Origin of the sequence: Shewanella sp. LC6, assembly GCF_006385735.2 — a bacterium.
GTDB classification, from domain to species: Bacteria; Pseudomonadota; Gammaproteobacteria; order Enterobacterales; family Shewanellaceae; genus Shewanella; species Shewanella xiamenensis.
Map to the genome: position 1 here is coordinate 3511153 of NZ_CP043902.1, position 14553 is coordinate 3525705.

The following is a 14553-nucleotide window of genomic DNA, read 5'->3' on the forward strand; positions in this document are numbered from 1 at the left end:
TTGCAATGGTTATGAAAATCATTATCATTCGCGACCATTCTGTTTGGGGGAAATTTATATGTCAGTATCACCACCTATATTTCGTTTATCACTTATTGCACTCGCCTGCCTCAGTGCTTTACCACATACCGCTTTTGCCGATGACACACCTTCTGCTCGCGATGAAAACATCGAACGTATAACGGTATACGGCAGACAAAACTCCGTTGTGAAAAACTCAGGACTTGCGACTAAGTCAGATATGTCCTTGATGGAAACCCCTGCGGCGGTTGTTATCGTTGACCAGGAGCTGATTAACAGCCAAGGAGTCGACAATCTGCAGGACTTAATTCGCAATATCAGCGGGGTGACTCAAGCGGGCAATAACTACGGCATTGGGGATAACTTAGTGATTCGCGGCCTAGGCGCAAACTACACCTATGACGGCATGTATGGCGGTGCCGGCCTTGGCAATACCTTTAACCCCACTCGCTCCCTAACCAATGTGGAATCGGTTGAGGTTTTAAAAGGGCCAGCGACTGGACTCTATGGCATGGGTAGCGCGGGCGGCGTGATCAACCTGATTGAAAAGAAACCGCAATTTGAATCCAAACACAAAATCACCACAGAAGTTGGCCAGTGGGATACCTACTCGCTCGCCATCGACAGCACGGGTGGAATTACCGATGATCTTGCGTACCGCTTAGTCGCCAAAACCGCCCGCAGTGAAGGCTACCGTGATTTAGGCGCCGACCGTGATGAAGTGTTCGGCTCACTCAAATGGGTATTAAGTGATAGCCAAGATCTGATGCTATCCGGCGCGTATATCAAAGACGCCATTGCCGTTGACTCCATCGGCCATCCAATCCGTATCTACAATGCCGATTCTGTCGGTGGCAAAACCGCTGGCGAAGTCACTTGGCAAGATTTGATAAACGATCCTAAAGGGCTGGGCATACAACTAACCGACGAGCAGCGTCAGCAATTGGCGGCATCACTCGCAAGTGGTGATGGCTTAACTCCCTATTCCTTTGGTGACGCGGGATTAATTTCTCCCATGGCAAAGGATAATGAAGGTGAAGAATTAAGATTCAAGCTAACCCACAATATCTACTTTACCGATAATCTGTTCCTCAATCAGCAGTTGCAATATCGCGACTACACCACAGGTTTTGCCCGTCAAACAGGGGCTTACAACTATGTGTACTGGAAGCGAAACATCAAGATTGGTGGCGTATCGACTGATGTGATTAACCAGGATCCCCGCGCGCCACTGGTTGAAAATGGCGTGCTCTATCCCTTTGCCGCCAGACGTCAGGAATACCGCCAACTCGATGCCGAAGAAACCTCATGGCAGTATTTTGCTGATCTACGTTACGACTTCCAAATCGGCAATATCGACAACGAATTACTGGTGAACGCTAACTACGAAGACCGCGATATTCGCCTCGAGCAATTCTCAATTTACGATGCAGATCAAGTCATTAAAAACAAACAAGGCGAAGTGATTTACCGTGGTTCGCTACCGTACATTTACGATATTCGCAATCCAAATTGGGGAACGGGTAAATTTGCCGACTACGATCCACTCAAAACCGCCAACTACAACAAAAAAGTCAGCGCTTGGGGCTTAGGCGTGCAACATGTGGGTTATTTAGGTTATGGCTTTACCTCCCGTGTTGGCGTGGCCTTTAACGAAATCAAACAGAGCTATGAGCACTTAGGTGTGGATGAGCGCTACAGCGCGAGTCAAGCGAGCCCTACCCCTGAGGAAGATAGCAAAGATAATGGTGTCACCTACAACTTGGGCTTAACCTATATGCCCATTGATGATTTATCATTTTTCGTCAATCACTCAAAGGGCCGCACCGCCTATAGCATCTTAGGCTCAATCACTGGGGAAAATACCGACCGCGAAGACTCAGAATCCGTCAGTAACGATCTTGGTATGCGCTTTAAAGCCTTTGATGATCAGATGCTAGCATCGCTGGTGTTCTTTAAAAGCTCACGCACGAATGTGCCTTACAACAACCCAGACTATAACGCTGGCGTATCTGGTGCCGAGGTACCCGTGTACTTTTACGATGGCAGCGAAGATACCCAAGGGGTCGAGTTAGATCTTAATGCCCACCTAAATGATCAGTGGCGAGTTAACTTTAATGGCATGTACCAAGATGCAAGGGATAAACAAAACCCAAATAGTTTAACCTACAACAGCCGCCAAAAAGGGGTACCCTATGTGACCGCCAGTGCTTGGGTGACCTATGGTGCAGACTGGTTTGCCTTATCCAGCCCTATTGAGCTGAGTTTAGGCGCCAAGTATGTGGATGATAGAAGCACGCACTCAACAGACTTTGGCATCCCTGATGGATATGTGCCGAGCTACACCTTAGTGGACTCTGCCATCAGCTACGCCACCGACTCTTGGAAGTTACAATTGAATATCAATAACCTATTCAATAAAGACTATTACAGCAAAGCGATGTTCCTCGGTGGTATGCCGGGCGAAGAGCGTAATGTGAAGCTGCAATATAGCTACAGCTTCTAAGCGTTTTCCTTAAGCCCATAAACAAACAAGAGAGCCCATTGGCTCTCTTGTTGTTTTAGCTGGCAGACTTAACTAACGTTTTCCCGGTCGCCACGCATCAGCGACTCCAACTCAGCTTTCCCCTTATTGGATAAATCAATCAGCTTGGCTAAATCATGTTGATGGGCAGCACTGGCGATCACCAGCTTTTTATCGTGCTCGGCAAAAATCTTCACCCTTTCATTGGCCTGCACCTGTGATAAACCTAAGCCCTGCAAAATCTTCTCACTGGCAGATAAAGCCGAACCAAAGGTTTCACGGAACACATCAGTCACCCCAAGGCTCATTAATCGATAGGCATGGTTACGGTCCCGCGCCCGAGCAACAATATTGATATGGGGGAAATGGGTTTTCACCTGTTGGGCAATTTCAATCGAATCCTCAACATTATCAACGGCCAGCAGCAACAAGCGCGAGCGCGCAATTCCCGCCGACATCAACATATCTAAGCGTCTGGCATCGCCAAAATAGACCTCACCACCGTATTTGCGGATCACATCCACATGGCTGGCATCCTTATCTAAGGCCACAAACGGAATACCCGATGACGCTAAAATCCGCCCAGTGATCTGCCCCACCCGTCCAAATCCGGCGATCACCACCTCAGATTCAGTCACATTAATGGTATCGGGTAAACGAGTATCCACCACCTTAGGTTTAGTGGCTCTAAAAAGCGTGAAAATCATCGGCGTGACTGCCATGGATAAACCAATGGCGAGCACTAATATTTGGGCGATTTTATCATCCACTATGCTGGATAATTGCGCCTGCGATAACAACACAAAGGCAAACTCACCGCCCTCTGCCAAGATAAGCCCTAGGGCAATACTCGGGCGCCATGTATGGTGCCGTAAACGGCCAAGCAGCATTAGCACTAGGGTCTTAATCAGCAGCATGCCCAGTAAAATCGCGAGGATAAGTAAGGGATCGGTTAAAAACAGCTTGAGATCCATACTCATGCCGACCGCCATAAAAAACAGCCCAAGCAGTAAGCCCTTAAAAGGCTCGATATCGGTTTCGAGCTGATGTCGGTAGCTGGAGTTCGCCAGCATAATTCCGGCTAAAAACGCCCCCATACCCGCCGATAGCCCCAGCCACTCCATCAATTCGGCGCTGCCCATCACCAGCAATAATGCAAAGGCGGTTAACACCTCACGAACGCCGCTACTGGCAACAAGTTTAAGTACCCGCGGCAACAGATATTTGCCCACCAACACAAAGCCCACTAAGGCCACACAGGTCCAATACCAAGGCACCGCATGGTGCTCAATCTGGGCCGAATTAGGTGCAAGATAAGCGGTTAATAACAACATGGGGATCACGGCGAGATCTTGCATTAACAACACACCAAAGGCATCGCGGCCCAGCGGGGTGGTCAGTAGTCTATGTTCGCTCATCAACTGCACCGCAAAAGCCGTCGATGACAAGGATAACGCCGCGCCAACCACTAATGCTGCCTCAATGGATAAGCCAAATCCCCAAGCTAAACCGCCAATTGCCGCCCAAGAAAGGAGTAACTGACCACTACCGAGACCAAAGATGGCGCTGCGCAGCTCCCATAACTTGCTCGGATTGAGTTCAAGCCCGAGCACAAACAGCATCAGTACCACACCCAGCTCGGCAAAATGCAGCACGGCGGCGGGATCAGACACCAGCGCCATGCCGCCAGGCCCTAAAATCACCCCAGCAGCGAGGTAAGACAGAATAGGTCCTGCGCCAAAACGTTTGCCCAAGGGTACAAAAATCACCGCGGCCAATAAAAATAACAGTACAGAAGTGAGCAGACTCGACTCTTCCATTAGGGCTCCACAATGTTAGCGAAAGGCAAAAATAGGGGTATGACCTTAAGCGAAAAAGCTTCGGCTACCGCTGGCAATCATACTCTAGTTATGCAGGAAAAAGTGTGAAAAATTGACCTAAAAATCATCGAGAAAACGCAAGAAATAACCGAAACAGCGAAAGAAAAAAAACGCGTTACATTAACCTAAACAGTCAGTTACACAGACAATACAACTCTACCCCCTACGGCCTTACCAACTGGCTGGTAATATTGGTGGCGCGTTTATCGGAGGCTAAAGCGTCCTCATAACAGAATACACTGTTACGACCATTGGATTTTGCGGCATACAGTGCCATATCGGCACGGTGTAGTAGAGGGTCTAGGCTTAAGTCTTCTGTTGTCATGCCGCTGACCCCAAAGCTCGCGGTGATAGTAAATTTATGCCCCGACAGATGCGTATCAATGGCTTCAATTCGGCTTCGGCATTGTTCGGCAACTTCCATCCCCTTAGATTCACTGGCGTAAGGCAAGAATAGCGCAAATTCCTCACCGCCAATCCGGGCAAACACATCACCATTGCGCACATGGGGTTTTAATACTTCCACGACTTTTTTCAGCGCCCAGTCACCCGTTCCATGGCCGTAGGAATCATTAATCCGTTTAAAATGGTCTAAGTCGAATAAAATCACGCAAAAATCGCCCCCTCGGGCAGCGGCTTGCACAAATAGATTTTCGCCCAGATCTTGCCCTGCTCCACGGTTAAGCACGCCCGTCAATGCATCCATTCTGGCCATGCGCATAAAACGCCGTTTTTGCAAATTGCCCACGACTAACAAAATCGCGAGGAAAAACAGCCCGCCCACTAATATCGTGATAAACATCAGCATATTAGTGTACTCGCGCTCTTTTACCGTTTGCTGAGCGATGTAAAGTTCGCGCTCTTTATTCAGCAAGTTGATTTCACGCGCCTGCTCATCGGCATTAAACTTAGCCGCCTGATAAGCAAGGGTTTTCATCCTCGACTCATCAAAAATCAGTTGATTATAATGTTGCTCTTTTCTGGAGTATTCATAGGCTTGTTCAAATTGTTTATCCGCCGCCATCAACTCGGCAAACACTTTGTAGGCAATATGCTTATGTTCGATATAACTATTATCATCGGGAAATGTGAGCACCTTAACTGCGTGACTTTTTGCTTGCACCAGTTCACCCGTTGCAAAGTAATTTTCTGCAAGTAGTGCATGCACATGGCTGATTTCTAATTGAAATTGAAAAGCTTCATACCCTTTTAACGCTAATAGCAAAATCGCTCTCGCGCCTAAATAGTCACCTCGCTCCTGCAAAACCATCCCTTTGCCTTTCATCGAAATAATCGCCAGAAGTGGAAATTGCTTCGCATCACAATATTGACGGCTATCTTCGAAGGCATCGAAGGCGTCGGGATTTTTCACACCGAGCAAGTAAATCGCCCGCAGCAATTTGGCATGGCAAATATCGCGAACATCGGTTTCCTGAGCGAGTTGTAACACCTTATTGGCATAGAGGCCCATATCGCTATAAGCATCCATTTCGGAATAAATATTGGCAATTCTTAGATAGGAGTGACGTTTAATCGTAACATCATCGATATTCACCACTAGGGCTAATGCTTTGGCGACAGCCGATAAGGCTTTATCATAGTCGCGCATCCCTATATAAACCGTGGCTTTATAACTATAAACCGATGCTAATAACTCAGAATTTGTGATTAAGGTTTCGGCCTGATGCAGATCGTCTAACGCTTTGGCATATTCACTGACAAAAATATAGCTAATGGCTCTGTCAATTCTTAGTCTGCCTTTTTGTGTCGGGGTTAAGCTGCTAAATGCGGTCTCATATTCGGCCAGTTTTTTCTGCGCAGTGCTAAGATCAGATTGCAGTAATACATCAAGCTCATTGAGTGCCTGATCAAAATCGATAGATTTAGCCATCAACGCTGTCGAACACAAAGCAAAGATGGCTAATAGGGCACAACGCAACCGTTTCAAGATAAGTTAATTATTACCATGATTCACTAATAAGAAGGCTTGATAGTCTTGGTCGCCACTTAACGTTTTGAGCTTTTCCATATCCCCAGTCATTACAGCGTTAATTTCTTCATCAGTTAATCCGTGGGCACGCATCACCGCCTCGGGATTCTGCTTATAGTCTTCCATTAACTGCGCATCTTGGCCTAACTGGGTAAAAAAATCCGATAATGCAAACATGTTTTCTCCTTATTGTTAATAATGACTCAATATCACACTTCAATTTAGCCCAAATCTTCGGGACCGATCCCTAACTTAGCCAAAATAGCATAGTTGTACTCCAGCTTTTTTGCTGGCGGAATTAACAACGTACTAATCGGTGTTAAGTGCTGAAGGATCCCCTCATAAATCAGCCATAGCATAGCCATATTTGAGCAACTGATTGGCGAATAATACCCAGGCCGCCAGCAATTCTTTCTCCGTGATTTGATAATCAGGCCGCCTGAGTACCTCCAATCCCAAGCGAATCGTTGAGAGTACCGTTCGATGCCCAATGGTATTGGCCTGAAAATGCTTATCCCAGCCCTGTTGCTGTGCGTGTAAACCAACTAGCCACAACAGGCATTGAACCATCAACGCTATCAGTAGGATGATGTCGAATCGCTCTGGACTGTTGGTACGACTTTGGCGTAAGCCAAAGCCGTATGCCGGGCTTTTGAGGTCACGAAAGGTTTCCTCTATTTGCATACGTTTGGCGTACAGGTTTACCAGCTGCTTTGGGCTCCGAGATTCTGGTGGTAAATTGCTGGCTAACACCCAAGGCTCTTTCGCCGATGTTGAGTACGTTTTTGCCGATGGATGGTGGCAATTAGTCCTCGTTGAACGCTGATTTGTACGCCCCTTAGGTTTGCTACGATAAAGCGTGAGATGGCAATTGATAGGGTTAGTTTTGGTCAAGGTCTTACAACCCAGGCTCTTCGCTTGACCGTTGGCCAAGTCATGTGTACTGCGAACTGCACGCCAATTTTCAGCGCCAATATCTGCAAATTGAACTGTACCGCGAATACGGCTTAGCCAAAACCAACCATGCGCCTCAACCTCTTTGTACCAAGGCACTTTGAACCCCGCGTCAGTCACGATGAGAGGGGTAACATGCAAAGGTAAAATCTTGGCTAAGTCCGCTAAAAAACCGTTGTGGGAGGCCTTAGAGCATTGTTCTGATAGGGGATAGGACTTCTCATACAGGGTAATAGAGCGGCCATTGAAGGCTATTGAGGCGCGCAGAGCCATGATGCGTTTATGCTCTCGGATGTCTGACCAATCGACGAGCACAATCGGCATAGGGTTACCAGAACAGATGAGGCTGGCATGCCATTGGTAGACAGCTAACCGTTCTTGATGCAGATGCGTGTTGCCGAGCAAACGATCAATGCGCTTGATGTTGTGCTTGGTTCGGGCCGTGGTTGGTAAATTTCGACCTAACTCAGTCAAGGTCAGTGTCTTACATTCAATCAGCGCCTTAGAGGCCAGCATCAAGCTGTTTAATCGTTTTAGGTGAAGTTCTGGGCAGTATTGGTGTAAAGAATGTTGTAGGATATTGGCTTCGCGCATCTTGTTGTCCAAGTGTAGTTTTTAGCGAAACCATTTGATCATGCAACAAGATGCGCTTCCACTCTAATTTGATGATTTATTTGTAAATCATCAGGGGATTCTTCAGTGTTAAGTGTGCTTGGGGTAAATTCGCTAAAGGTAAACGCTCGATACGCGGGGCTTGGATTGGCAAATTGGCCGCTTCGTATATGACCACCTCATGCTCGAGCGGGTACCATTGATTTAACTGCTCCACGAGGATCTGCAATCTATCACTCGAGGTATGAAATTGGGTTAGAGTATGTTCACCCGCAATCGCGATTTGCCAGAGTAATAAGTGGGTGGTGGGATCGGGCACATGGTTGAAAAACATAAACTGGCTGGCTTCAAAGCTTTGATGCCCGGAGTTGCCAGGGTCAATCCCTAAGTCGGCCCACAGGCAAGCTTCGGCCGAAATCCCCGGCTCCATCTTGGCCGAAAACCCTTCGGCCTTGGCGCGAGTTATCGCCATATGGGATACACAGGCAAACACGCCCGGATGACCATAGAGTGCACACACAGTTTTTTTACCCGCTCTCACCGCATCTAGAATGGCATTGACCATTTGCTCGTAGGTGTCTCGGCGATTTTTAACTTCACCATTTTGCGCATAAAACTGCTGCAAATTGATGACATTGGGGTTGAGCTTCGTCAACCAACGCTGCGAGAAACCGTCGGGTAAGAGTGAAAATACAATATCGGCATGTTCAATATAGCTGCGGCTTAATACGCTAATTTGCCCCGCGAGCTGTAACCCCGTCCCCACACAAACGAGTGATCCCAATGGTCTCTCCTAAAAAGGCGATCTCGGCGGATTAATACATAAATTCAAGCGCTGAAATAACGCTCTCTAAAACCAATACCATCACTAAGATCATCAAAACAAAAAACTTTCACAACTCTACCCACATTCAGCTAACAATGCCACAGCACAATACTGCATTTGGTAAAATTTTCTGACCTAATTACCGCCCTACACGGTACATATAAAACAAAAAGCGATACAGGTAACAATCGCCGTAAATCAGTGTCCATGATAAAAATCTTCACACACAGCGAACTAAAGCCAGCCGCTTAGGTCGAAAACTCACACAATTGCAACGATAAGCGCCGCAACGCCCAATTACCCTTGTCATAGGGGGGACTGCTTGGGTATGATGGCCGCCAGATTTTCAGAAGTAGCGCATACAATGATCAATAAAAAGCAAAGTCTTACCCTGCTGAGTGCCATTGCGCTCTCAGTTTCGCTCAGTGCCTGTAGCGTGTTTGATTGGCTGATCTATAAGCCCGATATTCCGCAAGGCAACTACATGGAGCCGCAACAGGTTGAAAAGTTGCGTATCGACATGACCAAAGAGCAGGCCGAATACATTCTTGGTCGCCCAGTACTGCGTGACAGCTTTGCCGATGACACTTGGTATTATGTGTACCACTATAAGAGTGGCCGTGATGCGAGCATTACCCACAAAGAACTGATCCTGCACTTTACTGGCAACAAATTAAGCTTAGTGAAGGGCGACTATGAATTAAGCCCAGAGTTTAATACGCCGCTTGAGCAAAGTAAGTTGCCGATGGTAAACACCGCAGAATCTGCGCCGCAGGTGCCAGCACAGCGCCCAGATGAAAAGCCATTAGTGAAAGAAAATCAAACCGAAGCGCAAGTTCAAAAGCCAATCAAGTAAGTACACTGGTTTAACACTTACCTTAAAAACAAAAAGCGCCCATGGCGCTTTTTTTGTGTGCTGGTGTTGCAGACAGATTAAGACACCCGTCCACCGGTCACTTTATTGGCACGACCTTCATCCTTGGCCTTATCGGCACGGCGACGGCGCACATCCTTAGGATCGGCAATCAACGGGCGATAAATCTCTACTCGCTGCCCAGGTAAAATCACTTGGTCATGCTTAATCACATTGCTAAACACCCCAAGCTTTACCGTTTCTAAATCAATCTCAGGGAAAAAACTCACCATATTGCTCTGACGCACTATGTCAATCGCGCTCGTGCCGGGCAATACGCTAACCGAAATCACCTTCTGCTGAGTCGGCAGCGCATAAATAACATCGACGACGAACTTATCTGCTTCATTTGTCACTGTAAATTACCTTAGCGCGGCTGGTAAATGCCGTCACCATTGACACCATAAGATCATTAAACACTTTACCAAAAGCCATATCGACCAATGAGCTGGAAAACTCGAAATTTAAATCGAACTCCACCTTACAGGCATCTTCAGTCAACTCGGTAAAACGCCACTGGCCGAATAAGTGTTTAAAAGGCCCATTTTCAAGTCTTAACTCGATACTCTTTCCCGGCACCACCTGATTGCGCGTGGTAAAGGTCTTACGGATCCCCGCCTTACTCACATCGACCGAGGCCACCATGGTTTTACCATCAAACTCAAGCACTTTACCGCCAACACAACCGGGTAAAAACTCTTTGTACGACTCAACATCATTGACTAAATCATACATTTGCATCGCACTAAAACGAACTAACACACTTCGAGAAATTTGCGGCATAAAGCTTGGCACTCTCAATCTAAGTAAACACGCTGTCTCAAGCGAACTCCGCGCGCCCTAATCTCTAGGGAAGCTAACAAAAATTGGTTTGGATTCTACCACGATACTTAAAAAACGCACCCCTCACATATCCCTATGATGACACCGCCAAAACCGTATAAAAAACCAGCAACAAACTAATGAAGGCTTGAAATAGCTCAAATAAACCCTTATATCCATTTCAAATTGATTCACCGTGCGTATAATGGCGCCACTATGGTAAAGAAAAACTCAAAAAAAGCCGCGCCTGCGACAATCGCACGTAATAAGCGCGCAACCTTCGAATACCGTTTCGAAGAAAAAATGGAAGCCGGCCTATCCCTCATGGGATGGGAAGTGAAGTCTATCCGCATGGGTAAAGTGAACCTATCGGACTGCTACGTCTTCCTGAAAAATGGCGAAGCCTTTATGCACGGCTGTACCATTATTCCGCTCAATACCGCCTCTACCCATGTGGTGTGCGACCCTATACGACTCAAAAAATTACTGTTAAGTCGTAAAGAGTTGGACAAATTAGCAGGTTTAGTGGAACGCCAAGGCTACTCGATTATCCCTATCTCAATGTACTGGCGTAAAGGGGCTTGGGTCAAAGTGGAAATCGGCCTAGGTAAAGGTAAAAAAGATCACGACAAGCGTGAAGATACTAAAGCGCGCGAATGGGAAGTCGAAAAAGCCCGCGTAATGAAAAAGGAAAAAACGCGCGGATAATGAACAAACGATTGAACTTGCAGCAAATGATACTAGGTTATCTTTACGCTACGAGTTACAATCAACTTTCTTGGGGGCGATTCTGGATTCGACAGGATTCACGAAACCCTGGGAGCATGCCGAGGGGCGGTTGGCCTCGTTAAAAGCCGCAAAGTTATAGTTGCAAACGACGATAACTACGCTCTAGCCGCTTAATGCCGCTAGCCATCTACCACACGCTTCGCACATGGGCAGTGGATTTGATGGTCATCTCACATCGTGCTAGCGAGGGAACCCTGTCCGGGGGTGAACCGCGAAACAGTACCGGACTCACCGTTTGGGATCCTGTCTTTCGGAGTTCAAACGGTTAAACAATAGAAAGACTAAGCATGTAGCGCCTTGGATGTAGGTTTTCTGGACGCGGGTTCAAGTCCCGCCGCCTCCACCAAATATAAGAACGAAGACGTCTCAGGACGTCTTTTTTCTTGCCTTAAACAATATAAAATCAATGACTTACAATACATTATTATCCATAGACGTCCATTAACTGCCATATACTCTGGTATTCCAAATGGTATTCCAAGCGAAATGTCGCTATTATTTGGAATACCAAAACGGTTTGGAGATAGTCTATGTGTGCCAGAGCGACTCGTCTTAGTGATAAGGAAATCAAATCAATCAAACCCGATGACAAGGATAAGGTCTTATCGGATGGGGATGGACTGCAACTCAGAGTCAGATGTAATGGGTCTAAACTTTGGAACTTTAACTATCGTCATCCAACAACCAAAGCGCGTATCAATATTGGATTGGGTACTTACCCCGAAATATCTTTAGCTCAAGCAAGGCAATTGACTCTCGAAAATCGAGCATTGGTTGCTCAAGGAATTGATCCCAAAGAGCATCGAAGCCAAAAGCGATTAGAAGAACAAAGTATTACCGAACATACCTTGTTTAATGTCGCATCTCAGTGGATTGAGACCAAAAAACACAGTGTAACAACTGATTACGCAACAGATATATGGCGCTCATTTGAGCGTCACGTATTCCCCAAACTCAAAGATATGCCCATATCAAAAATCACATCACCGATGATTATTGAGCTTTTTCGCCCTATAGAGGCTTCAGGCAGTTTGGAAACAGTGAAAAGGCTCACTCAACGCCTAAATGAAGTCATGGTATTTGCTGTTAACTGCGGCCTAATTTTTGCCAATCCACTTGTTGGAGTAAAAGCTGGTTTCAAAAAACCGGTAAAAGAAAATATGGCAACCCTAAAACCTGAAGAATTACCTGAGCTAATGTTAGCCCTAGCAAATGCCTCCATCAAACGTACAACTCGTTGCCTAATTGAATGGCAATTACACACTATGACTAGACCTTCTGAAGCCGCCTCGACACGTTGGGATGAGTTTAATTTCGAAGAAAAAACTTGGACTATTCCAGCTGAGAAAATGAAAAAAAGACGAGTTCACACAATCCCACTGACAGAGCAAATGTTGGCACTTCTTGAGACAATGAAGCCTATTAGTGGACATCGGCCTTATGTTTTCCCTTCAGATCGCAATCCTCTAGAGCACTGCAATAGCCAAACTGCAAATATGGCATTAAAACGTATGGGGTTTGCAAACCGACTTGTCAGTCATGGCTTACGATCTCTAGCCAGTACAACATTAAATGAACAGGGTTTTGAACCAGATTTGATTGAATCGGCATTAGCACACGTAGACTCCAATCAAGTTAGAACTGCATATAACAGGACAGACTTTTTGGAAAGAAGACGCCCGATGATGAGCTGGTGGAGTGGACATATAGAAGAAGCCTCGAAAGGGTCTCTATCTGCATCAAGCTTTAAAGGATTTAAAGTTGTAAATAGCTAAATAAAAACACCGCGAGCTCGGTTAACAAAAACATCAATCGAGCTCATAAATGCTATGAGCATCGCTTACATTAAATAGTATAAAAATATCTTAGCGTTCTAATCTCAAAAAACTACAAAATTATGACATCAAACTCATTAAGCCTTAACTGATTTAGCAAAACCCAAAATGGTTTGATATAGCTTAAATGTTGATTCATCCTGCATATGCTCATAAGTACTGACAAGATGATACGCGGGAGATTTATGTTTTGGCATATATATATCAAATGGCTTAATCAAACGTCCATTAGCCAACTCTTTTGAGACTAGAATTCGATTCACATAAGCAATACCAGCACCTTGAATTGCAGCTTCTATTGCTTGAATAGGGTAGTGTTCATAATTCTGTGTCATTTCAGTAAAATATTCAAAAACAGGAATGACACATGACCCAACCTTTTAACTTCGAACAAGCCCTTAAAGATCTGCAATCAGGTAAAAGCCTCACAGGTAAAGACAGCATTCTTGGTCCACTGATCAAGCAACTCACTGAAGCGGCTCTCCAGGCTGAGCTTGAGCAGCATTTAGCGCATGATCCTCAGCCTAATCGTAAAAATGGCAAAACCTCTAAGACCATTAAGTATCCGTCCGGTAACTTTGAGTTAGACGCGCCTAGAGACCGCAATGGCACCTTTGAGCCTCAGTTGATTAAGAAAAATCAAACTACGCTAACCGATGAAATCGAACGTAAAGTGTTATCGATGTTCAGTATAGGTATGAGCTATCGCGATATTAATCAACATGTTGAAGATATGTATGGGCTCAATGTGTCTAACGCAACAGTCAGTGCTATCACTGACAAACTCATCCCCGAACTTAAAGCGTGGCAACAGCGCCCATTAGATAGCCATTATCCTATCGTTTGGCTTGATGCGATACATTACAAAGTCAAAGAGGATGGGCGTTACGTCAGTAAAGCCGTTTACACATTGTTAGCGCTTAATATGAAAGGAAAAAAGGAAATTTTAGGGCTTCACTTGTCCGAAAATGAAGGCGCTAATTACTGGCTATCCGTACTGACCGATCTTAATAATCGTGGTGTAAAAGATATTCTTATCGCCTGTGTTGACGGTTTGACCGGTTTCCCTGAGGCCATAGCCAGTATCTTCCCTCATACGGAAACACAGCTATGTGTTATCCACCAGATCCGCAACTCAATGAAGTATGTCGCCTCAAAAAATCAGAAAGCGTTTATGGCTGATTTAAAGCCTGTGTATCGAGCCGTGAGTAAAGAAGCCGCAGAGATGGCATTGGACGAACTGGAGGCCAAATGGGGTGATGCTTATCCGCTGGTAATCAACTCTTGGCGTCGCAAATGGCATAATTTGTCCCATTATTTTAAGTACCCAGAACATATCAGGAAAGTGATTTACACGACCAATGCGGTTGAGGCTGTGCACTGAAGG

11 protein-coding genes, 1 other RNA gene and 2 pseudogenes are annotated in these 14553 nt (G+C 45.9%); 6 read left to right on the forward strand and 8 right to left on the reverse strand.

All coding sequences use genetic code 11. From position 1 onward, the window contains the following. The first annotated feature begins 58 nt into the window (after positions 1-58). A complete protein-coding gene (locus FJD32_RS15730; protein ID WP_088585864.1) occupies positions 59-2527 on the forward strand; it encodes a TonB-dependent receptor in 2469 nt (822 codons plus the stop codon). 68 nt (positions 2528-2595) lie between these two features. Here FJD32_RS15730 and FJD32_RS15735 read toward each other — a convergent pair whose 3' ends face one another. The 5 genes and pseudogenes from FJD32_RS15735 to FJD32_RS15755 form a co-directional block, all read right to left on the reverse strand. Continuing rightward, entirely contained in the window at positions 2596-4365 is a 1770-nt protein-coding gene (locus tag FJD32_RS15735) for a monovalent cation:proton antiporter-2 (CPA2) family protein (protein ID WP_037425544.1), read from the reverse strand. 223 nt (positions 4366-4588) lie between these two features. Then, positions 4589-6316: a GGDEF domain-containing protein gene (locus tag FJD32_RS15740; protein WP_088585865.1), complete on the reverse strand. Its 1728-nt coding sequence runs from the start codon at positions 6314-6316 to the stop codon at positions 4589-4591. Between the two features lie 63 nt (positions 6317-6379). Beyond that, positions 6380-6592 carry a hypothetical protein gene (locus FJD32_RS15745; RefSeq protein ID WP_047538087.1) on the reverse strand — a complete coding sequence of 71 codons (213 nt, stop codon included), beginning with the start codon at positions 6590-6592 and terminating at the stop codon, positions 6380-6382. Positions 6593-6754: 162 nt separating this feature from the next. Next, positions 6755-7963, reverse strand: coding sequence for an IS4-like element IS10A family transposase (locus FJD32_RS15750; protein WP_001206290.1), 1209 nt, complete (start codon positions 7961-7963; stop codon positions 6755-6757). Positions 7964-8042: 79 nt separating this feature from the next. Further along, positions 8043-8765 (reverse strand): annotated as a pseudogene (locus FJD32_RS15755) (SAM-dependent methyltransferase); the annotation flags it as partial. Between the two features lie 406 nt (positions 8766-9171). Here FJD32_RS15755 and bamE point away from each other — a divergent pair. Continuing rightward, the gene (bamE, locus tag FJD32_RS15760) at positions 9172-9663 is read left to right on the forward strand and encodes an outer membrane protein assembly factor BamE (RefSeq protein ID WP_037416135.1); all 492 of its coding nucleotides are present in this window, start codon (positions 9172-9174) and stop codon (positions 9661-9663) included. A 77-nt stretch (positions 9664-9740) separates the two neighbouring features. Here bamE and FJD32_RS15765 read toward each other — a convergent pair whose 3' ends face one another. Further along, on the reverse strand, positions 9741-10076 hold the full coding sequence (locus FJD32_RS15765; RefSeq protein WP_037415988.1) for an RnfH family protein: 336 nt from the start codon (positions 10074-10076) through the stop codon (positions 9741-9743). Beyond that, positions 10066-10503: a type II toxin-antitoxin system RatA family toxin gene (locus FJD32_RS15770; RefSeq protein ID WP_011623526.1), complete on the reverse strand. Its 438-nt coding sequence runs from the start codon at positions 10501-10503 to the stop codon at positions 10066-10068. Before FJD32_RS15770 ends, FJD32_RS15765 begins: the two co-directional genes overlap by 11 nt. 255 nt (positions 10504-10758) lie before the next feature. On the opposite strand from FJD32_RS15770, the gene smpB reads away from it, so the two are divergent. From smpB to FJD32_RS15785, 3 genes are all read left to right on the forward strand, one after another. After that, complete coding sequence (gene smpB / locus FJD32_RS15775) at positions 10759-11250, forward strand: SsrA-binding protein SmpB (protein WP_011071661.1); 492 nt, start codon at positions 10759-10761, stop codon at positions 11248-11250. 72 nt (positions 11251-11322) lie between these two features. Then, positions 11323-11677: a transfer-messenger RNA gene (gene ssrA, locus FJD32_RS15780) on the forward strand. 184 nt (positions 11678-11861) lie between these two features. Beyond that, on the forward strand, positions 11862-13106 hold the full coding sequence (locus FJD32_RS15785; protein ID WP_088585866.1) for an integrase domain-containing protein: 1245 nt from the start codon (positions 11862-11864) through the stop codon (positions 13104-13106). A gap of 137 nt (positions 13107-13243) precedes the next feature. On the opposite strand, the gene FJD32_RS15790 is transcribed toward FJD32_RS15785, so the two are convergent. Continuing rightward, complete coding sequence (locus FJD32_RS15790; protein ID WP_181159895.1) at positions 13244-13501, reverse strand: hypothetical protein; 258 nt, start codon at positions 13499-13501, stop codon at positions 13244-13246. 32 nt (positions 13502-13533) lie between these two features. On the opposite strand from FJD32_RS15790, the pseudogene FJD32_RS15795 reads away from it, so the two are divergent. After that, positions 13534-14547 (forward strand): annotated as a pseudogene (locus tag FJD32_RS15795) (IS256-like element ISSod4 family transposase); the annotation flags it as partial. Between the last annotated feature and the right edge of the window lie 6 nt (positions 14548-14553).

What these genes read in the sequence shown, in the direction of transcription:
- FJD32_RS15745 (WP_047538087.1), bottom strand. Translation starts at nt 6,592, where the DNA reads ATGTTTGCATTATCGGATTTTTTTACCCAGTTAGGCCAAGATGCGCAG.
- FJD32_RS15785 (WP_088585866.1), top strand. Translation starts at nt 11,862, where the DNA reads ATGTGTGCCAGAGCGACTCGTCTTAGTGATAAGGAAATCAAATCAATC.
- FJD32_RS15740 (WP_088585865.1), bottom strand. Translation starts at nt 6,316, where the DNA reads ATGGCTAAATCTATCGATTTTGATCAGGCACTCAATGAGCTTGATGTA.
- bamE (WP_037416135.1), top strand. Translation starts at nt 9,172, where the DNA reads ATGATCAATAAAAAGCAAAGTCTTACCCTGCTGAGTGCCATTGCGCTC.
- FJD32_RS15750 (WP_001206290.1), bottom strand. Translation starts at nt 7,963, where the DNA reads ATGCGCGAAGCCAATATCCTACAACATTCTTTACACCAATACTGCCCA.
- FJD32_RS15790 (WP_181159895.1), bottom strand. Translation starts at nt 13,501, where the DNA reads ATGACACAGAATTATGAACACTACCCTATTCAAGCAATAGAAGCTGCA.
- FJD32_RS15770 (WP_011623526.1), bottom strand. Translation starts at nt 10,503, where the DNA reads ATGCCGCAAATTTCTCGAAGTGTGTTAGTTCGTTTTAGTGCGATGCAA.
- smpB (WP_011071661.1), top strand. Translation starts at nt 10,759, where the DNA reads ATGGTAAAGAAAAACTCAAAAAAAGCCGCGCCTGCGACAATCGCACGT.
- FJD32_RS15735 (WP_037425544.1), bottom strand. Translation starts at nt 4,365, where the DNA reads ATGGAAGAGTCGAGTCTGCTCACTTCTGTACTGTTATTTTTATTGGCC.
- FJD32_RS15730 (WP_088585864.1), top strand. Translation starts at nt 59, where the DNA reads ATGTCAGTATCACCACCTATATTTCGTTTATCACTTATTGCACTCGCC.